25 protein-coding genes and 1 pseudogene are annotated in these 24,044 nt (G+C 39.5%); 18 read left to right on the top strand and 8 right to left on the bottom strand.

The genetic code is table 11. The annotated features are described in order from the left end of the window. The first annotated feature begins 1 nt into the window (after window position 1). The 8 genes from LG276_RS21315 (at window position 2) to LG276_RS21280 (ending at window position 6,417) form a co-directional block, all read left to right on the top strand. Window positions 2–325, top strand: a complete 324-nt coding sequence (locus LG276_RS21315; protein ID WP_224936668.1) for a (2Fe-2S)-binding protein — start codon at window positions 2–4, stop codon at window positions 323–325. Beyond that, a complete protein-coding gene (locus tag LG276_RS21310) occupies window positions 315–1,373 on the top strand; it encodes an FAD-dependent oxidoreductase (protein WP_341105535.1) in 1,059 nt (352 codons plus the stop codon). Before LG276_RS21315 ends, LG276_RS21310 begins: the two co-directional genes overlap by 11 nt. Window positions 1,374–1,405: 32 nt before the next feature. Beyond that, window positions 1,406–1,735 (top strand): (2Fe-2S)-binding protein, encoded by a 330-nt coding sequence (locus LG276_RS21305; protein WP_251162254.1) that lies wholly within the window; start codon window positions 1,406–1,408, stop codon window positions 1,733–1,735. Beyond that, window positions 1,735–2,808, top strand: coding sequence for an FAD-dependent oxidoreductase (locus tag LG276_RS21300; protein ID WP_341105538.1), 1,074 nt, complete (start codon window positions 1,735–1,737; stop codon window positions 2,806–2,808). Before LG276_RS21305 ends, LG276_RS21300 begins: the two co-directional genes overlap by 1 nt. A 958-nt stretch (window positions 2,809–3,766) precedes the next feature. Beyond that, entirely contained in the window at window positions 3,767–4,783 is a 1,017-nt protein-coding gene (locus LG276_RS21295; protein WP_404292779.1) for a LytTR family transcriptional regulator DNA-binding domain-containing protein, read from the top strand. A gap of 14 nt (window positions 4,784–4,797) precedes the next feature. Beyond that, on the top strand, window positions 4,798–5,523 hold the full coding sequence (locus tag LG276_RS21290; protein WP_404292777.1) for a hypothetical protein: 726 nt from the start codon (window positions 4,798–4,800) through the stop codon (window positions 5,521–5,523). A gap of 106 nt (window positions 5,524–5,629) precedes the next feature. Continuing rightward, the gene (locus LG276_RS21285) at window positions 5,630–6,118 is read left to right on the top strand and encodes a small multi-drug export protein (RefSeq protein WP_224936662.1); all 489 of its coding nucleotides are present in this window, start codon (window positions 5,630–5,632) and stop codon (window positions 6,116–6,118) included. Window positions 6,119–6,228: 110 nt separating this feature from the next. Continuing rightward, on the top strand, window positions 6,229–6,417 hold the full coding sequence (locus LG276_RS21280) for a DUF6440 family protein (RefSeq protein ID WP_095371690.1): 189 nt from the start codon (window positions 6,229–6,231) through the stop codon (window positions 6,415–6,417). Window positions 6,418–6,466: 49 nt separating this feature from the next. On the opposite strand, the gene LG276_RS21275 is transcribed toward LG276_RS21280, so the two are convergent. The 4 genes and pseudogenes from LG276_RS21275 to LG276_RS21260 form a co-directional block, all read right to left on the bottom strand. Further along, window positions 6,467–6,781, bottom strand: a complete 315-nt coding sequence (locus tag LG276_RS21275) for a hypothetical protein (protein WP_095371691.1) — start codon at window positions 6,779–6,781, stop codon at window positions 6,467–6,469. Between the two features lie 4 nt (window positions 6,782–6,785). Continuing rightward, window positions 6,786–8,102 (bottom strand): acyclic terpene utilization AtuA family protein, encoded by a 1,317-nt coding sequence (locus LG276_RS21270; RefSeq protein ID WP_404292776.1) that lies wholly within the window; start codon window positions 8,100–8,102, stop codon window positions 6,786–6,788. A 16-nt stretch (window positions 8,103–8,118) separates the two neighbouring features. Further along, window positions 8,119–9,410 (bottom strand): annotated as a pseudogene (locus LG276_RS21265) (CitMHS family transporter). 220 nt (window positions 9,411–9,630) lie between these two features. Further along, complete coding sequence (locus LG276_RS21260; RefSeq protein ID WP_404292774.1) at window positions 9,631–10,986, bottom strand: sigma-54 interaction domain-containing protein; 1,356 nt, start codon at window positions 10,984–10,986, stop codon at window positions 9,631–9,633. A gap of 326 nt (window positions 10,987–11,312) precedes the next feature. Between LG276_RS21260 and LG276_RS21255 the strand changes: the two genes are divergently transcribed. The 3 genes from LG276_RS21255 (at window position 11,313) to LG276_RS21245 (ending at window position 13,095) form a co-directional block, all read left to right on the top strand. Continuing rightward, window positions 11,313–11,771: a GNAT family N-acetyltransferase gene (locus LG276_RS21255; RefSeq protein ID WP_251162246.1), complete on the top strand. Its 459-nt coding sequence runs from the start codon at window positions 11,313–11,315 to the stop codon at window positions 11,769–11,771. Between the two features lie 146 nt (window positions 11,772–11,917). Continuing rightward, the gene (locus LG276_RS21250) at window positions 11,918–12,247 is read left to right on the top strand and encodes a transposase (RefSeq protein ID WP_251161713.1); all 330 of its coding nucleotides are present in this window, start codon (window positions 11,918–11,920) and stop codon (window positions 12,245–12,247) included. Next, window positions 12,244–13,095 (top strand): IS3 family transposase, encoded by an 852-nt coding sequence (locus LG276_RS21245; RefSeq protein WP_373370910.1) that lies wholly within the window; start codon window positions 12,244–12,246, stop codon window positions 13,093–13,095. The genes LG276_RS21250 and LG276_RS21245 overlap by 4 nt, the downstream gene beginning before the upstream one ends. A gap of 110 nt (window positions 13,096–13,205) precedes the next feature. Here LG276_RS21245 and LG276_RS21240 read toward each other — a convergent pair whose 3' ends face one another. From LG276_RS21240 to LG276_RS21230, 3 genes are read right to left on the bottom strand one after another with little or no spacing between them, the layout of a single operon-like run. Beyond that, a complete protein-coding gene (locus tag LG276_RS21240; protein ID WP_251162245.1) occupies window positions 13,206–13,601 on the bottom strand; it encodes a 5-carboxymethyl-2-hydroxymuconate Delta-isomerase in 396 nt (131 codons plus the stop codon). A gap of 13 nt (window positions 13,602–13,614) precedes the next feature. After that, window positions 13,615–14,367: a fumarylacetoacetate hydrolase family protein gene (locus tag LG276_RS21235; protein WP_251162244.1), complete on the bottom strand. Its 753-nt coding sequence runs from the start codon at window positions 14,365–14,367 to the stop codon at window positions 13,615–13,617. Beyond that, complete coding sequence (locus tag LG276_RS21230; protein WP_306470042.1) at window positions 14,364–15,152, bottom strand: fumarylacetoacetate hydrolase family protein; 789 nt, start codon at window positions 15,150–15,152, stop codon at window positions 14,364–14,366. Before LG276_RS21230 ends, LG276_RS21235 begins: the two co-directional genes overlap by 4 nt. A gap of 307 nt (window positions 15,153–15,459) precedes the next feature. Between LG276_RS21230 and LG276_RS21225 the strand changes: the two genes are divergently transcribed. Both LG276_RS21225 and LG276_RS21220 read left to right on the top strand, forming a co-directional pair. Continuing rightward, on the top strand, window positions 15,460–15,786 hold the full coding sequence (locus LG276_RS21225; protein ID WP_251162242.1) for a DUF485 domain-containing protein: 327 nt from the start codon (window positions 15,460–15,462) through the stop codon (window positions 15,784–15,786). A gap of 1 nt (window position 15,787) precedes the next feature. Beyond that, window positions 15,788–17,344 (top strand): cation acetate symporter, encoded by a 1,557-nt coding sequence (locus LG276_RS21220; RefSeq protein WP_251162241.1) that lies wholly within the window; start codon window positions 15,788–15,790, stop codon window positions 17,342–17,344. Between the two features lie 232 nt (window positions 17,345–17,576). On the opposite strand, the gene LG276_RS21215 is transcribed toward LG276_RS21220, so the two are convergent. After that, window positions 17,577–18,464, bottom strand: coding sequence for a LysR family transcriptional regulator (locus tag LG276_RS21215; RefSeq protein WP_224937288.1), 888 nt, complete (start codon window positions 18,462–18,464; stop codon window positions 17,577–17,579). Window positions 18,465–18,620: 156 nt separating this feature from the next. Between LG276_RS21215 and hpaI the strand changes: the two genes are divergently transcribed. From hpaI to LG276_RS21190, 5 genes are all read left to right on the top strand, one after another. After that, window positions 18,621–19,550, top strand: a complete 930-nt coding sequence (gene hpaI, locus LG276_RS21210) for a 2,4-dihydroxyhept-2-ene-1,7-dioic acid aldolase (RefSeq protein WP_251162240.1) — start codon at window positions 18,621–18,623, stop codon at window positions 19,548–19,550. 27 nt (window positions 19,551–19,577) lie between these two features. Further along, the gene (gene hpaE, locus LG276_RS21205; protein WP_224937287.1) at window positions 19,578–21,098 is read left to right on the top strand and encodes a 5-carboxymethyl-2-hydroxymuconate semialdehyde dehydrogenase; all 1,521 of its coding nucleotides are present in this window, start codon (window positions 19,578–19,580) and stop codon (window positions 21,096–21,098) included. A gap of 12 nt (window positions 21,099–21,110) precedes the next feature. Then, on the top strand, window positions 21,111–22,583 hold the full coding sequence (gene hpaB / locus LG276_RS21200; protein WP_224937286.1) for a 4-hydroxyphenylacetate 3-monooxygenase, oxygenase component: 1,473 nt from the start codon (window positions 21,111–21,113) through the stop codon (window positions 22,581–22,583). A gap of 13 nt (window positions 22,584–22,596) precedes the next feature. Then, the gene (gene hpaD, locus LG276_RS21195) at window positions 22,597–23,586 is read left to right on the top strand and encodes a 3,4-dihydroxyphenylacetate 2,3-dioxygenase (RefSeq protein WP_224937285.1); all 990 of its coding nucleotides are present in this window, start codon (window positions 22,597–22,599) and stop codon (window positions 23,584–23,586) included. Between the two features lie 127 nt (window positions 23,587–23,713). Continuing rightward, complete coding sequence (locus LG276_RS21190) at window positions 23,714–24,031, top strand: hypothetical protein (protein ID WP_224937284.1); 318 nt, start codon at window positions 23,714–23,716, stop codon at window positions 24,029–24,031. The last annotated feature ends 13 nt before the right edge of the window (window positions 24,032–24,044 follow it).

The raw sequence follows: 24,044 nt of genomic DNA, 5'->3' as shown, positions 1-24,044 counted from the left end.
CGTGCATATAAAAGAGCATCCAATATTAGGTGAGCAATTGAACAAACCCATTACTATTTATTTGAATGAGCAACCTCTTGAAGCCTATGATAACCAATCGATTGCTGGTGCATTAATGGCCAATAATGTGAAGAAGCTAGGGCAAAGTAGGAAGCTCGTTCAAGCAAGGGGAATGTTTTGTTCAAAGGGTAGATGTTGTAGTTGTTATATGACTGTGGACGGAGAAGATCACGTGAAAACCTGTATGAGGAAAGTAAGAGATGGGATGAAAATAAGTGAAGGGCTAGAAGACCCCGAATTAAGGAGAGATATTGATGAAGGCTGACGTATTAATTATTGGAGCTGGTCCCGCCGGTTTAACGGCAGCCTATGAAGTAGCCAAGACAGGTCTATGTGTTCTAATCATCGATGAACATCAACAAGCAGGCGGGCAATTATGGCAACAAAGCCAAATATTAGCTTTACCCGATATATTCCCAAACATGAGAGGTTTTGAGCTTGCTCAATTTTTAGTGGAACGGTTAGAAGGACTGGCAGTGGAGTGGTTGTTAGGTCATCGTGTCATTGGTGTATATGAAGATGGACAGATTGGTGTGACAAATGATAAAGATGTTTTCCCGGTATTTGCTGAAAAAATCATCATCGCAACAGGGGCAGCTGAAAATGCGATACCTTTTCCTAAATGGACCTTACCAGGTGTGATGACGATAGGAGCAGCACAAAGTGTAGTGAATCGGGATCGAGTAAAACCAGGATCTTCAGCAGTGATTTATGGTGATAACTCCTTTGCCAGCGATGTTTGTGAACTTCTGCTTAGTGTAGAAGTAAATATCGTCGCTATAGTAAAACAAAACAAACAGTTAGGAAACTCCACTTTCGGGGATATGAATATACCGTTGTATGAAAATAGCTCAATTATTGAGGCTAGAGGCAATGGGAAGCTAGAAGAAATTGACATACAAACTCCTCATGGGATGATCACCTTAAAGCCTGACATCGTTCTAATAGATGGGGGACAATCTCCTATATTAGATATCGTGTATCAATTGGACTGTGCTCTTAGATATCAAGCAGAACTCGGGGGCTGGCTTCCTGTTTACAATCATCAACTTCAAACAAGTAAGGATCATGTATATGTCACAGGAAATGCAGCTGGAGTCAGTAATCATTCCGCTCTTATTCTAACGGGAATGTTAGCGGCTGCTAGCGTGTGTGAAGCGCTTCAATCATTACCGCCAGAAGAAACTGAAGTAGTAAGGAATTCGCTATATAGTAAGTTAGAGAATGAAGAAGAGAGCGATACATTTTCAGCAAGAAAAGAGCATATTAAACAATTTTCCACACCACAATTAAAAGATCAATTTATTTCTTAGATTATTAAAATTGAAGATAAGAAGGGGATTGAATGGATAAGTCAGTAATTGTCTGCAGATGTGAAGAAATAAGCTATGAAGAAATAGAAGAAGTAATCACTCAGGGCGGAAGAACATTCGATGATATTAAAAGAATAACCCGTTGTGGAATGGGTGCATGTCAGTCAAAAATATGCAGTAAATTAGTAGCTGAAGTGATACACAAGCAAACAGGGTTGTCGATGGAACAAATTTATCCACCTCGTTTTCGGATGCCCATTTCGCCTGTCAGTTTGGAGGCATTAGCGACAGATAGCCAACAGTTTTCTACAGTCAAGTCTGTACTTGATGAAATAGAGCTGACAGATGGGAAGGTGAAGTGATGAACACTCAATTCGATACAATTGTGATAGGTGGAGGAGTCGTGGGTAGCGGGATTGCCTATCATCTTTCAGAAAGAAGCCAAGAAAGTATATTAGTCATTGATCGAAAATACCCTTTAGCAGGTACTTCTGGCTCTACTCAGGCATGGGTATGGGTGCATAATAAAACACCTTCATGGTATGCAGAATTGAATTATTATAGTGCTGAGTTATATCCTTATCTATCGAAAAAAATTGGTGATGTCGAATATAAACGAACAGGCGGACTATCACCATTTTTTCATGAAAAGGATAGAGTGAAGGCAATGAAACTAGCAGAAGCATATAAAGAAATTGGCATAGATATTAAAGTATTATCAAAAGAAGAGGTATTGGAAAAAGAGCCATTCATGAATCCGGATGTCGAAGGAGCCACCTATAGCTCCATAGATGGAAATGTAAATCCTTTTCGACTCATAGATATGTATATGAGAGCAGCTAAAAGAAAAGGAGTGCAATACTCAACATATAACCCTGTTCATGGCCTTCAGAAAATCAATGGCGGGTTTATCGTAGCTACAACGAAGGACACTTATCGATGTAAAAGGCTTATTCTAGCTGGGGGAACATGGTCCAGAGAGTTGGGGAAAATGATTGATGTTCATATTCCAATGAATCAAGTAAGAGGACAAATTTTAGTTTCCGAACCGCTTAAACCTTTTCTGAATCATACAGTGAGCGGTCTTAGACAAGCAAATAATGGTGAGGTTTTGATGGGGTATTCCATGGAAAATAAAGGGTTTAATCGCTCCACCACACTTAATGTAATGCAAGAAACAGCCAATATGGCCATCCGTTATGTGCCAGCCATTAAAAAAGCAAAAATTGTTCGTGCTTTCTCTGGCATACGTGCCATGCCGGAAGATGGATTTCCTATCATTGGTGCCGTGCCTAATATTGAGAACCTATATGTAGCAGCTACCCACAGTGGTGTAACCCTATCACCGCTTATAGGCACATTAATTACGGAGTTAATAATTGATAAGGAAACCTCAATTCCGATTGAGAGGTATGGGATTAGTCGGTTTGCCTGAAGAGAAGAAACGGAACAACAACGGTTATTTTTGTCGTAATCAAAGTTGTAATTACCATATTTCTCCTGATTCCCTAAGGCGTTTTTCCTTTTTTGCACATGATGTGTGAAATATATTTAATTTCTTGCTTCTTACCTTACGGAAAATAATTGTTTCTAGTCGAATGCTTATCTTATTTCCCGGAAAATGATTGGAAATGTAGAATTTTGTTGAAGAGAGGAGGAAGACGCGACTAAATAGGGGGAATGTGATTGAGGTAGTCGCGCATATCGCAATATTCCTCTTAAAATATAATGAAATGATTCTTAATCATTGGATTTTCTTACGTAATATTTCCCCGGCGCAGGCTGTTAGAAAAGTAACCATGTTTCTCTTGCTAATCCATAGCCACTAGCAGGTTTTAATTTGGATATATATAGGGAGTCAGTGTTCGTGAAGCTGAGACTTGGGAGCAATTAACGGTTATTTTTCAATATTGTTTATTTCCTTAAAGAAATGTGGTGAGATAGTAAATCGATCTTGCCACATGGTATCTCAAAATGTCCTTTTCTCTATGCCATTATCTATACTTGATCGTTATAATATGAGCCATCTTCTGCACCCCCTTTTTTATTCTTTACCGGAAGGAGTCAAAATTTCCCCACTTCTCCAATCATATTATGATGAAATTTCGGCTAACTGATCGCGTACGCCCCTTTAGACGACCAGTATGTCTCACAGCTTTCATCAAGATGAAAAAACAGTTCATTCCTTATAATTTCCTTCAACACAATAAAGTATATGTTTTATACACCGGGATAAAATGAATGACCACTCGGTGAGGCGTAAATAATAAAAGAATGAGTTTAACCAAGATTTGCTCCCTTTTCGTTTGCTTTTTCCTCTTTTTCGTTCATTATGAAGGTACCACTTCTAGAAATCCGTCATAATAAATAGGTTCAGAAGGAGAAGAGTGTATATGTCATTCATTTTTGAAGGTTTTGGGAAGGTCGTTGGCAATACAGTTGTCTTGCCTTCTATACAATTGACCATTGAAAAAAAAGATGTGGTTGCGATTCAAGCAGACATGGAATATATGCATGCATTTTTATCCTTAATGGAGGAAGATAGAAGTTATATGACAAATGAAATCCGTCTCTCAGACGGTGTTCTCCGTGGGGTGGAGGATTTATTCTTTTACCGGACGAATATGGGCGAATATAAACGGTTAACCCCCGAGCAAACGATTCGTTTTTGGTGTGACTTGTATGGTGTAAGAGTAGATATAGAGAGGATTTTAGCGCTTGCTGAATTAAATGAAGTCCGTAATAAGAAAAACAAAGGACTAACATTCTCAGAGAAAAAACGATTACAATTTGCACGCAGTTTGATTCAACCTACGACCATTTATATTTTTCAAGAACCTACTTATCACATTGATCTCCAATCGAAGCAGGTATTGAATCGTATTCTTAATGAATTGTTGAAAAAGGATAGTTTCATTATTATTCTTACCTCTTCTTTAGAAGAGAGCATTCGTATAGGGACAAAAGTATTCCGTTTGACCGATAGAGGACTACAGCGGCTTGAATATAATGAGGAAGCCGAAGAAGAAGTAGAGGAAAAAGAGGCTAGTGACACAGAAGACGAAACGATATACCAACAAAGATTCGAGAAAATATCAGCTAAATCAGACGATAAATTTATTCTATTTGATCCATTAGAGATTGATTTTGTGGAAACGAGAGATAGACAAACGATTCTCCATGTGAATAATGAAGAGTTTATATCAACTGTTTCAATGAAGGACATTGAAACGAGATTACATATTTACGGTTTTTTTCGCTGTCATCGCTCTTACTTAGTTAATTTGCAGCGTGTTAGGGAAGTTGTGGTATGGAGTAAGAATAGTTATAGCCTAACATTGGAAAATGAAAAGACGGTTCCTTTATCCAAATCACGATATGGGGAGTTAAAAGAACTGTTGAACTGGTAAAAGGGGTGATTCGGATGAATGTACAGCAAATTAAGGTCTTAATGATAAGGGAACTAAAAGATTTGCGCTTTAATGGGCAAGTATTATTACTCTTTTTCACTGCCTTCGCGATGATTTTTTTCATTTATGTATTAAATAATTTGACCATCACCTTTTCAAATGAACAGATTACCTTTTTCAAAGGCATGACCTCACTACTTAGTTTTATTAGTATTTTGGTGACAATGTATACACAAGGGAACTTAATGGTTGAAGAAAAAGAGCAGGGGACAGGCATATTATATCGTTTGATGAAGATAAGGCGAATAAATATTTTCTTAGCTAAATCCATCGTTACCTATAGTATGTCTTATCTTTTGTTCACTATTGGTATGATTATTTATGGTTATAGTTTAGTGCAAATACTGATGGCCAGTATATTTACCATCCCATTTTTTTGTATGTGGCTTTTAATTGGGACTGCTATCGCTGAATATGCAAAAAATACAATTGATGTAAGTTTATATGGATGGCCAATTATGATTGTTTATTTCTTAATAGAAGGATTGGTTTATTCTTCGATCCTGAATAAGTTAACCATTCTTTTTCCCAATTATCACATCGAACGTGGTCTTACTCTGATTGAAAATGATGACTTTACCTCTGGATTGAAGTTTATGATTGTGCCATTCATTTGGGGTGGCATTGCTTTGCTCTTTCTCATAAAGAGAAGGCAAAAAAAGGTCTCCATTGAGGCATAAATCGTCTCCACTCGGAATGAATTTCCCTCCTTTCATGCAGAAGTTGCTGATATAGAAGGGATTATCCTTCATACTAAAAGTAGGCAAACATGAGAGGGGAGAAAATATGCAAGACATACAAGAATTCTATTTAAATTTAATGCCAGCACTAGAAGATAATTTATTTCTACAGTTACTGAGTATTTTTGTTTTATCGCTCATCCCGTTTTTTGAATCATACGGTGCCATTCCATTTGGGTTTCTTTTAGGATTTCCTGGAGTCCCTGTTATTTTAGTAGCGATATTAGGTAACTGGGTATCAGTCATGGCTTTTATATGGGTCATCAATGCGCTGAGGTCAAAGTTGATGAAAGGAAAGGAAAAGGAGAAAGAACCAAGTAAACGCATGATGAAAGCAAAGAAATATTTTGAAAAGTATGGTGTACCTGGCGTTTCTTTAGCAGGACTTCTATGGGGATTTCATATTTCGGCAGCAATCGGATTAGCAGGAGGGGCAAGAAAAAGCTATGTCAGTTTATGGGCAACCATTGCTATCATAGCACAGGCACTTGTTATTGGAATTTTAATCATGTCTGGTATTAATTTGTTCTCCTAAAATGAAATACTTCCACTTACTATTACAAATACTTTTATCAGTATGCTTTGTATTATGGTCAATCATCTTACTAAATACGATGATAATGAATTTTTGTAAGGAGTGTTGATGTGTTTAAAAAAAGAGAGACCCGTTTTGTAGAAATATTGAAAGAAAGTTACTCATCAGGGCTGCTTTCTATCCTCGTTGATCGTGAAACCGGGGTCCATTATGTTCATACATGGGCAAGTACAGGCGGAAGTGGACTTACACCGTTGTTAGATGAAAACGGGAAGGTTGTTGTAAAGAAACCAGAGTAATCTCTAATGCGAAAAAAGAGTTAGAAACAGTCGTTTCTAACTCTTTCATTTAAATATTTATTTCCATTTCTAATAGGGCACTACTGATACTTTTTCCGTGAGCATCCCATGCGATGGAAGTCGTCACACCACCGAGAAGGGCATTTGTGCAAACGAAATTAAAAGCATGTAAGTTGGGGAGGTCATATCTGATTACTTCGCCCTTGATGATTGCTTGTAAATGGTCTTTCACTTTCTCACTTGTCACCTGTTCGGCGATAGAAGCGTAATCTTTTTCGTTATAGGGGATGAGGGAGAAGTTCAATGTATCCCCTTTATCCCCTGTTCGACTATGTGCAATGTGCAATAATTTAACTGTTGCCATCTTATCACTCCATTATTTCAGTATGAATTGTTATTGCTGAGCGATCAATAAAGGTAGAAACGATTCCTATCACTTCTTCTGTTTTTTTCCGTGCCCCGCCTCCTCCAGCAGGTCCGTTTGTATAGAGTGCTTCAACTTCATGTCCAATCATTTTGGCTGTCTGCTCTTCTTTACATAAAGCGGCTGCTCTCACAGTGACTTCGTAAGGTGTTGTGTGAGTATAAGTTGTATGATGGAGAGCCGTTAAGCCGATTAGGTCTGTTCGTAATTGAGGTACATTGGCACGTAATCTCTCGTTTATCACCCATTCTGCCAGTTTGGCGCGATTGACGGCAGTTGATCCGGCATAGGAAATCATACCTTCTCCAAGATAACCTGCATGGTAACCAATAGATACTTTCAGTGTATCTGGTTTTCTTTTACCTGTAGCTCCCCAAACAAGCACTTCGTTTGGCTTTATTTCTTCCATTTGTGCTGTACTAAAATTCGCAATACAATCAGGGGTATAGTACTGACTTGGGTCATGCACCTCATAAAGTAATTGCTCTTTTACTGTTTGAGTATTGACGACACCACCACTATTAGGGAGTTTTGTAATTATCGCCTTGCCATCTTCAGCTACGATGGCGAAGGGGAATCCAAGATCTGCTAGGTTATTTACTTCTTTCAGGCCAGGATCAGCAAAATATCCACCTGTCACTTGTCCAGCACATTCAAGTAAATGTCCAATTAAAGTGCCTTGCCCCATCAAGTCAAAGTCATCTTGATTCCATTGAAAGTGATGGATGAGTGGCGCTAAAAAAAGCGAAGGGTCAGCCACTCTACCTGTAATAATCACATCTACATCTGCTTCTAAAGCAGGTAAGATCGCTTCAATGCCAAGGTAGGCATTAGCCGAAACAATGGGTTCAAATGTCATTAAATTTTCTCCGTCTTCTGTTTCGAACTGATGAAAGTTTAAATCGTTTAAGACATCGTCGCCTGAAACCGCTGCAACTTTACATGTAAGGTTTAAATCTCGAGCCATTTGTAAAATAGTCTTTGCTGCGGCAATTGGATTAGCCGCCCCCATATTTGTGATAAGTTTGACTTTATTTTTTAAAAGAGAAGGGAGTAGTGGGCGAACTCTGTCTTCGAGATATTCGTTATACCCTTTGTTGGCATCCTTCTGTTTCTGTTTTTGAGATAGCGCAATGGTTCGTTCTGCTAATCCTTCCAGTACTAGGTAGTCAAGTTGTGCATTTTCTATTAAAGAGATGGCAGGATCAATACGGTCACCCGCGAATCCTGCTCCTGATCCAATTCGAAGCAAGTCGAACACTCCTTTTCCTATAAAATTAGATGGCAATTGCACCAGTAATAAGAGCAACAATTGTCATTACAATGGTTGTGCCAAAAGCCCAGATGAAAATAAATCGTTGATGATCAGCTAACTCTACTCTGGCTAATCCTAGTAGCAAAAAGGTAGCTGCCGTTAATGGACTGAGAGGAAATCCAGTTGTCATCTGCCCTAATATAGCTGCACGACCAATATTTTCAGCGGCTACCCCGTAGTTGGCGGCTGTTTCACTTAGAACGGGTAGGATACCGAAATAATAGGCGTCTGGTGTAAATACGAGACTGAGGGGCATGCTTGTAATGGCAACAATGAGGCCCATAAAGGAACCAGTACTTTCAGGTATTATGGATACAAGTGTATTTGCCATTGCTTCAATCATGCCTGTGCCTGAGAGAACACCAGTGAAGATACCCGCAGCGAATATAATGGATACCACTGTGACCATGCCTGTAGCTTGTTCAGTTATTCGTTCTTGTTGGTCTTTAGGGTTCGGATAATTTAGAATTAGAGCTAGAGCAAAGGCAACCATAAAAATCACGGGTAGAGGGAGCCATACCTTTACTAATGCAACAATGGTTAAAATAGTAAGAAGGAAGTTGAGCCAAAGAAGTTTAGGTCTTCTTGCCTTTTTTTCCTCTGCGCTTAATTCCTGATTAAAATCATATTGAAAGTTCTGAATACCGATGCGATTCCTTTCCTTCTTACCAAAGTAATAACTAACAAATAGCACCCAAATAAGCCCAGCGATCATAGCGGGAATCAGGGGATTGAATAATGTTGCCGTATCTATACCAAGTGCACTTGATGCGCGTGCAGTTGGACCGCCCCATGGAACGATATTCATTGTCCCAGCACTAAGGGCCACTACACCTGCGAGCACAAGTCGGCTCATTCCTAAACGTTCATATAAAGGAAGTAAAGCAGGAATCGTGATGAGGAATGTAGAGGCACCCGAGCCATCTAAATGTGTGACCATTCCAATAATGGCTGTACCGATGACTATTTTTAACGGATCCCCTTTCACAAGTTTTAATATTCTAGAAATAATTGGATCGAAAAGACCTGCTTTACTCATGAGACCAAAGAAAAGAATGGCAAAAGCAAGCATAATCCCTGTTGGGGCCACAGAAGTAACTCCTTCAAGAATCATCGCGCCGAGACTGTTCAAGTCAGTTGTGAAAAGCCCAAAGAAAACTGGGACTAATATTAAAGCGACAATCACAGACACTTTTTTGATAAAATTAAATATAGAAAAATTGCGATGGTTAAGAACCCCATGATGGATAACAAATAAAAACCTCCTTAACTGTATTAAGCGCTTACATTTCGTTATGCATGATTTATGCCAAAAAATAAGCCTTGATAGGAAAGGGATTTTTTAAAATGATGGATTGTCATTTCTAAAGAATTAGAAACATGAAGGTTTAAAAGAGCCCTTCATATCAGTGATAGTGTAATTTCTAGAATATTAGAAAAGGGTTTATAATTTCTAATTCCTTAGAAAGCAGGCTTAAATATGATATTTCGTTAATTTGTTATATAAGGAAGCAAGTGATATACCTAAGATTTGTGCCGCTTTCTTTTTTCCTTTCACTGTCGTCCCTGTTTGATTAAGTACACTTTGTATGGCTGTTCTCTCTGTATCATTCAGTATCTTTTCTAGCGGCTGGAGCGTTATTGATTGTTGTTGCGTTGCATTAAACGCTTTCTTGATTGTGTCAGGTAGATGTTCCTGGCGAATGACTTGATGATCACACATGCTAATGGCGTATTGAATCGCATTCTTCAATTCTCTGATATTCCCTGGCCAATGGTAGTGTTGAAGGATAAAAATGGTTTCTGGATCAAAAGTAATGTGTGCTTCATTTTTTAATAAAAAGGCGATGATTTCTGTAATATCATTTCTTCTTTCCCTAAGAGGCGGTATGGTTAAATGAACCGTATTAATTCGATAAAAAAGGTCTTCGCGGAATCGTTCTTTTTCTACCATGCTTTGCAATTCTTTATTCGTTGCTGCAATTACTCGAACATCAACCGTTTGTTCCTCGAGACCACCAATTTTTCTAAAAGAGCCCTCTTGTAAGACCCGCAAAAGCTTGGCCTGAAGCTCAAATGACATATCACCGATTTCATCGAGAAACAGCGTGCCGTGATTGGCAAGCTCAAAGAGCCCAATCTTTCCGTCGCGGTTAGAGTCAGTAAAAGCTCCCTCCTCATAGCCAAAAAGCTCGCTTTCTAATAAGGAGCTTGGGATAGCAGCGCAATTAACTGGAACAAAGGGTGCTACACGTCTCTTACTTTCATTATGGATGGCCTGTGCGAAAAGCTCTTTGCCAGTACCAGATTCACCGGATAATAAAATATTCATATCTGTTTGTGCGGTTCTTTTGGCTTGTTCTATCGTCTGCTTTAATTGGACATCACTACCGATAATATTTGCAAAGGTGTATTTTGCCTGATGAATTCTACCAACAGCTCTCTCAAGCATAGTGACTCGTTTACGACTTTTTTTCAGCTCTTTATTTAATCGATAAACTTCAGGAATACTTTTACAAACAGAAACGGCACCAATGATTTTCCCTTGATCCCAAATGGGAGCCATATCCACAACATATTCCATTGTCATTTCTTTTCGGAATACACCTTCTCGTGCCAAGCCGTCTTTTAAAACAGTGGGCAGAAGTGCTCCTGGTCGTACCTCTTGTAATAGCTTTCCTACTATCTGTTCTGCACTGACACCTGTAATATGTGTATACTCCTCATTTATTAATTGCACCACACCAACGTGATCGATTACCAGAATTCCATCATGAATGGCCTCAATAATCCCTTCAAGCCAGCCAATCTTATTATTTTGTAATTGCATGATTCTCAACTCCTTAAAAAATACGGAATATTTAAATTATATGGTAATTGGAGAATTTGTACTACCTACGAATCTAGTTGTTTAAAACACCATAGAAAATTCCCTGAGAATGGGATGAAGTCAACGCAATTGTTTTAATGGGATGCTTTTCTGCTAAGAGATATTTGCAGACTTAAGGTAGCAACCTGCAAATGATGGTACTATTTGAATAGAGATGGGTTTGTCAGATGAGAAAACACAAAGGTTTGTGATACTTATGGTAAGATTTCAACATACGTAAGAAAATTTTAAATATAAGATTGAAGTGTTGGAGGATTAATTTATATATGAGTAAACTGCATTTTAAAGATATAGATGTTACGAATGAGTTCAACGTTAGAAATATAAAATTAAAGTCTGGACAAGAAAAGTTCATTGAAACCGTAGATGAATGTTTAAATGAAGCGAATGCACATCGAGAGTGGCATCCAGTAGCTATATATTTGGATGAAGAAATGATCGGCTTTGCTATGTACGGTTCTTTTGGTCCTAATAAAGAGACTTGGATTGATAGAATAATGATCGATGAAAACTATCAAGGCAAAGGCTATGGGAAAACTGCGATGAAGAAACTTATTGATATCGTTTCAAAAGAATATGGGGTAAACGTGATATATTTAAGTATCATTGATGAAAATAAAACGGCCTATCGCTTATACGAAAGTATTGGGTTCGAATGTATGAATGAAAGGGACCCTGACAATGGGGAACTCTTATTTAAGTACACAGTAAATGAGAGCAAATAAAATCTAAACCCTTTGCTTTAAATGTAGAACAACCTATTAAAGACACAAAAAAGCTTTGAAATTGTTAATGTCCCCTTTAAGTAGACATTCAAAAAAACCTTCATGTTACCATGAAGGAAAGAATACTACTTGGAGGGGATTTTTCTATGGCAAAGAAAGGACAAACTTTTAATAGTTATTCGGAAGAGTTTAAACATAATGCCGTCATGAAATATGTGAATGGGTCTAAAAGTTATAAAGCATTGGCAGAGGAACTGGGAATCCGTCACTGTAGCCAGCTTAAAGTGTGGGTTAAGAAATGGAAAGAAGGAGCCCCGTTTGATGAGCGTAAAGGAGTTTCTAATCCTTTAAAAGGCAGGCCTAGGACTAAATTTAAGTCGGTTGAAGAGGAAAGGGATTATTTGAAAGCACAAGTTGAATTTCTAAAAAAGCAGTATCCAAATCTGGTAAAGGAGGAGAAAACCCCAGACGAATGAAATATGAATTGGTGGATGAGTTAAGGGTTACCTATCCGGTCTCCTGGCTGTTGGAGATTGCCTATATCAAACCGGCAAGCTACTACAAATGGAGAAAAAACAATCATAAACGAGAAGAAAAAGTTAGGGATGAACAAGAGATTCGAGAGCACATTTTGGGCATACATTTCATGCATCCCGAATATGGACGACCCCGTATTACAGACGAATTAAATGAAAACGGGTATTTAATTAATCACAAAAAGGTCTACCGATTGATGGCGGCAATGAACATCCAATCAGTCATCCGAAAAAAGAGAAAACGACATGGTCATATTCCTTCTAACCTCTTTCCTAACCGTCTGAAAAGGAAGTTCAAGGCGGTAGGACCTAATCAAAAAATGGTAACGGATATCACATTTGTGTCTGTTGGCGAAGAATATTATTATTTATCGGTCATACAGGATCTCTTTAATAACGAAATAGTAAGTTGGGAGCTAGCCCAAAGAAATGATTTGGAACTTGTGTTAAAAACGGTAGAGAAATGGACAAAGAAAAAAGACGTGGCTGGAGCCGTTCTCCATTCGGATCAAGGCTTCCAGTACACGTCAAAAATATACAGCAACCGATTAAAGGATTATGGCATCGAAGGCAGCCACTCTCGCAAAGGAAACTGCCTGGACAATGCCTGTATAGAATCATTCTTTTCACACCTCAAAACCGAGAAGCTGTATATAAGTAAGTGTAAGGGAGAAGAAGAGCTAGAGCAAGCTCTTGAGGATTACATTTACCATTACAATTACAAACGAAGACAAAAGAAACTAAAGAAACGCGCGCCGATTGAATATCGACACGCGCTCACTGCTTAGCTTTTTATGTTGTCTACTTGACAGGGGCAAGACCAAATCCAAAGCTTTTTTGTGTACTAAATATTTTGTTGTTTTAATTAATATTTTTTTCTTTGTCCTCATAATAATGCCTATCTCGGTTGCTGTTTAAACCGACCATGAATATTATTCCACTTATACGTACCAGCTTCGCTAAATTCATACAGTTCCATTGATAAAGCAAAATAGCGTTGATCATATAGTTCCTTGAAGTGATCCTTCATCATAGTAAAGAGTTCGTCACATACAGCTGCCTTTACCTGCTCACTTCGTCCGGAGCCGATTTTGAGTGTTGCATGAACGAAGGCATCGTCTGCCTGACCATCTGCAATATAATAGTCTTCTATCTCAATGGCTCTTGAACGGATTCCGCCTATCGGAAAAGTAGGCGATTTACTGATGAGGATTTTGTTCGCTTTCTCTAATAAGGCGGGAATATGTGCAGCGCTTTTGATGTTGCTCGTATATTCAATAATGAAATGTGGCATAAAAATCCTCCTTTCACTGATAGACAGGTTCGCTTATAATGGTATTCTTGAGTCGGCCGATGCCTTCGATTTCAGTGATGACCGTGTCTCCCACTTTCGTATCGACTGAACCTTTTGGTGTCCCAGTGAGAATGATATCGTTTTTGTTGAGTGTCATGAAACTGCTTAAATAGGCGATGAGCTTTGGAATACTAAAAATCATATCTTTCGTTGTTCCTTCTTGGACGACACTGTCATTTACATAGGTGCGTAAAGTGAGATTCATTGGATTTTTTATCTCATCTGCACTGACAAACCAGGGGCCGATGGGTGTCAATGTATCACGATTTTTCACACGTAGGTTTGGGCGATAGTAGTTTTCTAAATAATCGCGGATGGCGTAATCATTGGCCACGGTATATCCAGCGACATAGTTATAAGCATCCTTTTCTTGAATATTTTTACCAGATTGACCAATGACTACTGCTAATTCACATTCATAATGCATATAGGTAACATCGGCAGGGCGGAAAGTTTCCCCATTATGACCGATAAGTGTATTAGGTCCTTTTAAAAAAACGAGGGGCTCTTTCGGTGCGTTAAAAGAAAGCTCTGCCGCATGATCGGCGTAGTTGAGTCCTAATGCAAAAATCGTTTGTGGCACAATAGGAGGGAGCCAAACGACATCATCTTCTGAAACGATGGCGCCAGTATCTAATTGTAGCTTACCGTACCATTCTATTGCCTCGTGGATATTCCCTTTATAGGCGACACGTGCGGTTTTCATATCGTATTCTCCTTTACTGGTTGTTTTGTGATAATAACTTGGTTTTCAAGTGAGCCGATGCCAGCAATCGTTATTTTGACAACATCCCCATTACGAGCAAGCGGAGGGTTTTCTGGTACACCGACTAGTAATGTATCGCCTTCAAATAAGGTCATAAAGGAAGTAACCTCTGCGATCAGCTCAGCGACGGGGCGGATTAAGTTTCTAGTTGTTTGCTGTTGCTTTAACTCTCCGTTGATATGGACGGTAATATCTAAGTCGTCAGGGTTCGCCAGCTCTTTTCGATCAACAATCCATGGACCGATTGGACAGAATCCGTCTTGCGCTTTTTCCTTGATGGCAGGACGGTAAACACTGCTATGTGGAATACTGACATCATTAGCAATTGTGTAGCCCAAAATATAATTTTGTACTTCTTCTTTTGATACGTTGCTTGCTTTTTTACCGATGACTACTGCAAGGGCAGCGCCTATTTGTAAGGTATCTTCTTCTTTTGGCATAGGAATGCTCGCTTGATGGTAATTGATTGTATTGACTGGTTTGATATAAAGAATGGGTGCTTTCGGTGGTTGTTGGTAAGGGCTTTCATAAACAGCTGAACCAAGTGCTTCTAACTCACCTTTGTAATTAAGTAATGTTCCGTAAATCGTTCCAGATACTGGGGGATGGACGACAAGCTGTTCAATTGGGGTTGTCTCTTCTCCTCGGGTTATTAGTTGTTTAGTAGAATCGACATAAACCTCTTGTAAAAAGAATTGTCCATTATATCTCATCATTGCTTTCATCAATGTGATCAACACTCCTTTAACAAAATGGGTGATTAAATCATAATAGATTACAAGTTATTTTTCAAATTGTTAAAATAGTCAATTATTTTTTGTTAATGTAATGATTTAACGTAAAAAATAGAGAAAGTAAGGAGCTGAGTGGGTTTTCACAAGATAATCTGGGAGATCTATACTTTTTTTATATTTAAAACTAATGAAATTGGTATTTTTCTATATTTGGATGGTCATGATAGAGTGATTTTTGAAAAGTCTCTAGAAAAGACTGAATTTTTAGATAAATAATTAAATAAGGATGTGATCGTCCATGCAAAATGAAGTGCGTAATCATCAATCCCATGTAAGTAAATATGATCGAATAGCAGGGATGGATGAATTTCGAGGGTTAATGGCAGAAAAGAAAAAGTTTATTATCTCGTTTACGCTGTTTTATGTTGGTTACTCATTACTCTTGCCCTTTCTAGCGTTGTATACGGATATATTAAATGTCCATGTTTTTGGAGAAGTGACACTTGCTTGGTTATATGGTGTTTCTTTTATCCCTGTTTCCCTTTGGGTGTGCAATGTTTATGTGAAACGGGCCGCTCATTTTGATGAAGTGGTGAAAAGTATGTTAGAAAAGGAGAATGTATAACATGGATATTCAGGTTATTATCCTTTTTTCAATTATTACCATTGGTACCTTGCTAATCACGTATTTTGCTTCGAAGAAAACAAAGACAGCTGGTTCTTTTTATACAGCAGGGGGTGGATTAACTGCTAGGCAAAATGGTTTGGCTTTAGCAGGTGACTTTATGTCTGCCTCGACCTTTTTAGGGTTAATTGGCGCCTTTGCTCTGTCAGGTTTCGATGGATTCTTCCTTATGTATCCTGCATTACTATCCTTCTTAGTGATTTTATTTTTAGTAGCTGAACCTTTACGAAATTTAGGTAAGTACACATTAGGTGACATGATTACTGCACGTTACCGTTTCAAACAGGTGCGCGCGGTCACTGCGATTAACACAATTGTTATATCCATTTTTTATATGCTTGGACAATTGGTAGCTGCTGGTGCTTTGTTCAAATTGTTATTAGGTATTCCATTTCATATCTCAATCATTATTGTTGGTATTGGTATGCTCACATTTGTACTCTTCGGTGGAATGACGGCAACGAGCTGGGTTCAGATAATTAAGGCGATTTTACTCGTGGGCGGAACCTTTATTTTGTTTATCATGGTGATGTGGCAATTTAGTTTTAACTTCATTGGGATGTTTGCTGAGATGAAAACTGCTACACCAGTTGGAGCCGATTTCTTAAACCCTGGGGTAAAGTATTTAAGTGGATTGGATGCAGCTTCATTGGTGTTAGGATTGTTGCTTGGGGCTGCAGGCTTACCGCATATTTTAGTCAGATTCTTGACAGTTCCCAATGCCCAAGTAGCGCGTAAGTCCGTTGTTTGGGTCATGTGGATTATGGGGTGTTTTCATTTTATGGTGATCTTCTTAGGGTTTGGTGCAGCGAAGTTAGTAGGAATGCCATCCATTATTGAAGCCAATCCAGCTGGTAATATGGCGGCACCATTATTGGCGCAACTTGTTGGTGGGGATTTGATGTTTGCCTTCATTTCAGCGGTTTCATTTGCAACGATTCTAGCAGTTGTAGCGGGGATTGTTGTGACAGGGGCAGCTGCCTTTTCTCATGATTTGTATAATGAAATTTTCAAAAATGGACAAGCGACAGAGAAGCAGCAGATGAACATGGTTCGCTTAGCTTCAATAGTGATTACGGCGGTATCCATCGTACTCTCTCTTTCTTTACAAAGCTTCAATGTTGCCTTCTTAGCTTCCCTTGCTTTTACTTTGGCAGCAAGCTCGAATCTTCCAGTTATTTTATTTACGGTATTCTGGCGAAAATTTAATAAAACGGGGGCGGTTTTCGGCATGTTAGTCGGTTTGCTAGGGACGCTTACACTCGTTGCCTTAAGCCCGAATGTGTGGAATCCTGTACCAGGTGCGGCGCTCTTAACAGGCGAAGCTATTTTCCCGCTTTCTTCACCAGGTATCGTTTCTATCCCACTTGGTTTCTTAGCTTGTTACATTGGGACGAAAATTGGTGCCAAGAAAGCAGCTTTGGAAGAGGATCGCTATACAGAAATATTAGTAAAATCACATACAGGTAGCGATGTGAAAGGTGTAATTAAACATTAAATATTGGTGAACGAGATACCTGGTTGTTGGCGGGTATCTTGTTTTTTTATGAGGAGAGATGTTACGGCTATTGTAGGAAGAGGGGGAAATGAGAGTGACACCAAAAGAGAAATTGCGGCTCTCAGTTCATCAAGCGCACCAAAAAAAATCACTGTCTCTCCCGGTAAAAAGGAACTGTGAAAATCGCCTCTCCCCAGTTCGAAACCAGATATACCCATTTAACCAAATCCAATCAAACGTTTGTTTGAAAGGTCTCTATCATTCGACGGGCACTTTTCGATAGGTAACGATTTTTCAACCAAATAATGGCCGATTCCGATTGAATGGTTGCATCTTCTAGCTCTATGACAATCGCTTTATCTGCATAATAGGATTGCAATGTAGACTTAGGTACTATTGTTGCACCAACCCCAGCAGTAACAAGAGATAAAAGCATAGAGGCATCGGGACATTCCAAAATCACTTTCGGTTCAAAGCCGTGACGACGGCATTCATTTGTGACGATTTCGAATTGACCTTTGCCATTGATGCGATGGAGTAAGAGTAATGGGAAGTTTTTGATATCTATCATTTTGATGGAGGTCTTGTTGTGGATATGTTGTTGCCATGATTCTGGAATGACTAGTACGTAAGGTTCTGTCGGAAAGCGAATCATCTCAATATCATCCATCTCTAGCGGAAGGCGAGTGACAGCTAGTTCGATTTCGCGATTTTTCAACAGCTCGCCAATGTAGTAAGTATCGCCTTCTCTTAACTGAAAGGTAACAAGAGGATATTTTTCACGAAACGCCCGTAAGCGGTCTGGTAAAAAGGCGAAACAAGATTTGCTCGCACCAATAGAAAGCTTTCCTTTCACGCCTTCATTTGTTTCTTTGACTTCGTTTTTAGCTTCATCTAACTCAGATAATATTTGTAAGGCACGTTCATAAAGGACGCTACCTGATTTGGTCAGTTCCATTTTCCTACCAATGCGATCGAATAATTTAACGTCGAGTTCTTCTTCTAGTTGTTTCAGTTGGTGGCTAAGTGGTGGTTGTGCCATATGTAACTTCTTTGCTGCGCGTGTGATTTGCCCTTCCTGAACAATTGTACAAAAGTATTGCAGCTGCTTTATGTCCATCTTGCTCCTCCTTGAAACGATACTTTTTTTATATCCAAAACAAACAAAAACAATATTTTTTATATAATCTAACACATGTTAAACTGCAAATGAAAGAGCTTACAATAAAAATATTCAAAAATTTCAGAAATAAACTTAAAGAAGGAGTGTTTGTAAATGACGAAGTTTGCTGAAGTAAAACAAAGATTAAGAGGTTCGATTGCACCGATTATTACACCATTTCATGAAGATGAATCGATAGACTTTGACTCATTTAAAAAGCTCATCCATTGGCACATTGAAAGCGGAAGTCATGGTATTTCTGTTACAGGAACAACTGGAGAACCAAGTTCATTAACAATCGATGAACGATTGAAAGTGATGGAAGTGGCGAAAGTAACAATTAACGGAAGAGTACCATTTGTACCAGGTACAGGCTCAACAAACCATCAAGAAACATTGTACTTAACGAAAAAAGCAGCGGAGATGGGTGCAGATGCTGCCCTTATCATCGTTCCTTATTATAATAAACCTTCGCAACATGCGCTATATAAGCACTTTAAACTTGTCGCTGAATCCGTACCAGATCTCCCCCTCATCGTTTATAACATTCCAGGTCGAACAGGCACAAATATGCATGTGGAAACACTTGCGAAGTTGAGTAAAGATTGCCCGAATATTATTGGTGTAAAAGAATCGAATAAGGACTTCGAACATGTGAACCGTGTACTACTGAATTGCGGTCGTGATTTCCTACTTTATTCAGGAATTGAACTGTTATGTTATCCGATGCTAGCCATTGGTGGCGCAGGACATATTAGCGCAACAGCAAATATTGTCCCAGATAAAGTGGCAGCGATTTATGATGCATGGAAAGCTGGCGATGTAGAACAATCGCAAAACTTGCATTACGAACTCATGCAGTTGAATGATGTTTTGTTCAAAGATACGAATCCTGCACCATTAAAAGCAGCACTTGGTCAAATGGGCAAAATTAAGCCGGTACTTAGACTGCCGATGGATTTACCTACGCAGAGCTTGCAAGATGAAATTGCAGAAGTCTTAAAACATTATGTGGACCTTCCTGGCGGTGTCGTGCAGAAGTAAAGTGATTTAAACAAGGAGTGAAACAATATGACTAATCATGTGACCGAGACGAATCAATCAAAGCAAAATTTTGCAGTTGAGGATGTATCCCTATTTATCAATGGTGAATTTGTTGATAGTGTTTCAAAGAAAACATTTGCCAATCTAAGTCCCTTTTCAAATGAAACGATTAATCTTGTAGCTGAAGGCGATAAGGAAGATATTAATGTTGCAGTGGAGAGTGCGAAAACAGCTTTCGAGACAATTTGGAAAACGATGAAAATTTCAGAGCGGATGGTATATATTAACCGCATTGCTGACCTTATTGATGAAGAAGCGGAAGAGATTGCGAGATTAGAAGCGATTGATACAGGGTTGCCTATCAGCCAAACGAAAAAACAAGCGGCACGTGCAGCGATGAACTTCCGATTTTACGCGAAAATGGTTGAATCGACCTTGCATGGTGAAGCCTACCAAGTGGACGATGAATTTATCAATTATACGATCTATAAACCGCTTGGGGTTGTGGGGTTAATTACGCCATGGAATGCCCCATTTATGTTAGAGACATGGAAGGTGGCGCCGGCATTAGCGACTGGGAATACGGTCGTCCTTAAACCTGCGGAGCTATCTCCATTAACGGCGAATAAACTGGCTGAAGTGATTCAAAAAGCAGGTTTACCTAAAGGGGTATTCAATATTGTCCATGGCTTCGGGGAAACAGCAGGTGATGCCCTTGTTCGTCATCCTGATGTGGAAGCGATTTCATTTACGGGTGAAACAACGACTGGTTCAACCATTATTAAAAATGCTGCCGATACGTTGAAGAAAACCTCAATGGAATTAGGGGGGAAATCACCGTTGATTGTTTTTGAGGATGCCGATTTAGATCGCGCCCTTGATGCAGCTGTTTGGGGGATATTCTCTTTTAACGGTGAACGCTGTACATCGAACTCCCGCGTGTTTTTGCACAAAAATATTAAAGAAAAGTTCGTTGCAGCACTTAAAGATCGGGTGAAGAATATCGTCGTTGGTGATCCCATGGATAAGGCCACAGAACTTGGCCCGCTGATTGAAACAGCCCATTATAACAAAGTGAAAAAATATATTGAAATCGCGGGAGAAGAAGGCTGTGACGTTTTCCAAGGGGATGTGCCAGCAGCATTCTCTGCCGGTAATTATGTTCCACCAACTTTATTATTAAACGCGACGAATGATATGAAAGTTTGCCAGGAAGAAATCTTCGGACCAGTGATGGCAGTGATTGAATTTGAAACAGAAGAAGAGGTCATCCAAGTGGCAAACGACGTAAAATACGGCTTAGCTGGCTTCGTTTGGACGAATGATATTAAGCGTGGTCATCGTGTGGCCCAAGCTGTAGAGGCAGGAATGATTTGGATTAATTCGCAAAACACACGGGATTTACGAATTCCGTTTGGTGGAACGAAGGCGAGTGGTATCGGACGAGAAGGTGGACATTATGCCATTTTCGAATTTTATACAGAACCTAAGGTCATTCATGTCGCCATCAGTGATCACCATATTCCACAATTCGGTAAGAAAAAATAAGGAGGGGAATAGATGGGGGCAAAGAATGGAAAGCAATATATCGAGCGGCTAAAAAAGGCGAGCAATAACATTTATTTGCACGGCGAAAGAGTGCAAGACGTAACAGCACATCCTGGTTTAAAAGGTGTCGTGAAATCAATGGCAGATCTATATGATTTGCAGTTTGAAAAACCGGAAAAAATGCTTTACACGTCACCAACAACAGGTGAACAAGTAGGAATGACATGGCTGCAACCAAAAACGATTGAAGATGTAATAAAAAGACGAGAAGCCATTCAAGAGTGGGCCCTTACATCAGGTGGTATGATGGGCCGCTCACCCGATTACTTGAATGCAGAAGTGATGGCTATGGGTGTATCAAATGAATTATTTGCTGAAGCAGATCCGATGTTCGCAGAAAACGCACGTAAGTATTACGAATTTGCTAGGGAAAATGATATTAGTTTGACACATACATTGATTCATCCACAAGTGAACAGGGCTAAGGCACAACATGAACAGAAGGATGCCAATGTCGCTCTCCATTTAGTGAAGAAAACAGATGAAGGAATATATGTGGATGGTATCCGTTTATTAGCAACGCAAGGCGGTATCACTGATGAAATTCTTGTATTTCCATCGACTGTGAAAAAAGCAGGTGAATTGGATGATCCGTATTCTTTAGCGTTTGCCATTCCGAATAATACCCCAGGATTGAAGTTCATTAGTAGGGAATCATTCGATTATGGGAGGAATAGTTATGACCATCCACTTAGCTCCCGTTTTGAAGAAGGAGATGCAATTGTATCATTTGAAAATGTATTTGTTCCGTGGGAGCGTGTATTTGTGTGCGGGAATTCATCAATTTGTAACCGCACCTTCCGCGAAACAAATGCGGTCGTGCATATGTCGCACCAAGTCGTTTCAAAAAATATCATTAAGACAGAATTTATACTCGGAGTAGCTTTGTCGATGATGGATGCCATTGGTATTGATAGTTTCCAACATGTGAAGGACAAAGGAACAGAAATCATGTTGGCACTTGAAACGATGAAATCTCATATGTACCGTGCTGAACATAATGCAAAGCTCGATAAGTGGGGGACCATGACACCTGATTACGAGGCACTCGATGCTGCACGCAACTGGTACCCAAGAGTTTATCCTCGTCTCATAGAAATTCTACGTGTACTAGGTGCATCTGGATTAATGGGAATTCCGACACAAGCTGATTTTCAAAATGAAGAAATTGGTGATATTATTCACCGTGGTTTACAAGGGAAGAATCTAGAAGGTTACGAGAGAGTTCAACTATTTAGGTTGGCTTGGGATATCACGATGAGTGCATTTGGCAGCAGGCAAATGCATTATGAATACTACTTCTTCGGCGATCCTATCCGTATGGGGATGACCTACTTTGATCATTATCAAGCAAAGGATGAGCTAAAGGCCAGAGTACAAGACTTTTTAGGCAAAGCGTCCAATTCAAAGTTTTTAAACGTATAAGGGGGAGCGCGTGATGAGTGTAGATTTTGATATTATTCGCACGGCTAGAGCGATTTTACATGTGACCGATTTAGAGCGTTCTCGTGATTTTTATATCAAAGGACTTGGTTTAGTAGAAACCGAATCGGATGAAAATACGATTTATTTAAGAGGCTTAGAGGAACATGTTCATCATAGTCTAGTGTTGAAGAAAGCAGACGCACCACATGTTGAAGTCACTAGCTATAAAGTAAGGTCAGATGCCGATTTAGATGCATTGGCAGCTATGTTTGAAAAGCACGGTATGAAGACAAAGTGGTTAGAAGAGGGTAGCCAGCATGCCATTGGCAGGGCTTTACGGGTACAGGATGTCTCAGGAATCCCGTTAGAATTTTTTGCGAAAATGGATACAGTTGAGCGCCTATTACAACGCTACGATTTATATCAAGGAGCAAAGGCCCAACGGATTGACCATTTCAATAATATGGTCTCTGATGTGGAAGCCGCTTATGGTTTTTATACAAAAGAACTCGGTTTCTCTTGTTCAGAATACACGGCAACTGAAGAGGATAAAATCTGGGCAGCCTGGATTCATCGAAAACCATCCGTCCATGATGTCGCCTTTATGAATGGAGAAGGCCCACGTGTACACCACGTCGCTTATTGGCTCAGCGATCCGATGAGTTTAATTCATGGTTGTGATGTGCTAGCAGCACTGGGTTATGCAGAAAATATTGAACGTGGCCCAGCAAGACACGGCTTATCCAATGCCTTTTTCCTCTATTTAAGAGACCCAGATGGCCACCGTATCGAGCTATATAATGGCGATTATTTAACGAGCGATCCCGACTTCAAACCAATCCGTTGGGAGCTCAACGACAAACGCCGCCAAACATTCTGGGGTGCAGCAGCACCGGACTGTTGGTTTAATGAAGCATCAACCGTTCTAGATGTACACACTGGCAAACCACTTGAAACTGTGGCAGCGAAATTGAAGCAGGCTAAACCGATATTTATTGTGTAATGGGAGAGAGGGAGTGAGTCTTCATTGGAAGCACTCCCTCTATTTCTAGTAAGAAAGCTAATTTTTTTGAAAATAGAATGACTGCGAGTCGTTTCATCTAAAAAAGGGATAGTCGCGACTGATCTGGATGGGAAAGAAAAGTAGAGGAAAAGAGAGAATCGCGACTAATCTAGTTGTGAAGGAAAAGATAAGTAGAGAAAAAGAGAAGGTCGCGATTAATCTCGTTGTGAAAGAAAAGATAAGTGGGGCAAAGGGAAGAATCGCGACTAATCTCGTTGTGAAAGAAAAGATAAGTAGGGTAAAAGGAAGAATCGCGACTAATCTGGCAGTGAAAGAAAAGATAAGTAGGGCAAAGGGAAGAATCGCGACTAATCTCGTTGTGAAAGAAAAGATAAGTAGGGTAAAAGGAAGAATCGCGACTAATCTGGCAGTGAAGAAAAGATAAGTAGGGAAAAAGA

Source organism: Cytobacillus kochii, from assembly GCF_044790165.1.
In the GTDB taxonomy this organism is placed as follows: Bacteria; Bacillota; Bacilli; order Bacillales; family Cytobacillaceae; genus Cytobacillus; species Cytobacillus kochii.
The sequence above is the reverse complement of the archived record's forward strand: the minus strand, read 5'-3'. Positions and strand labels throughout refer to the sequence as shown.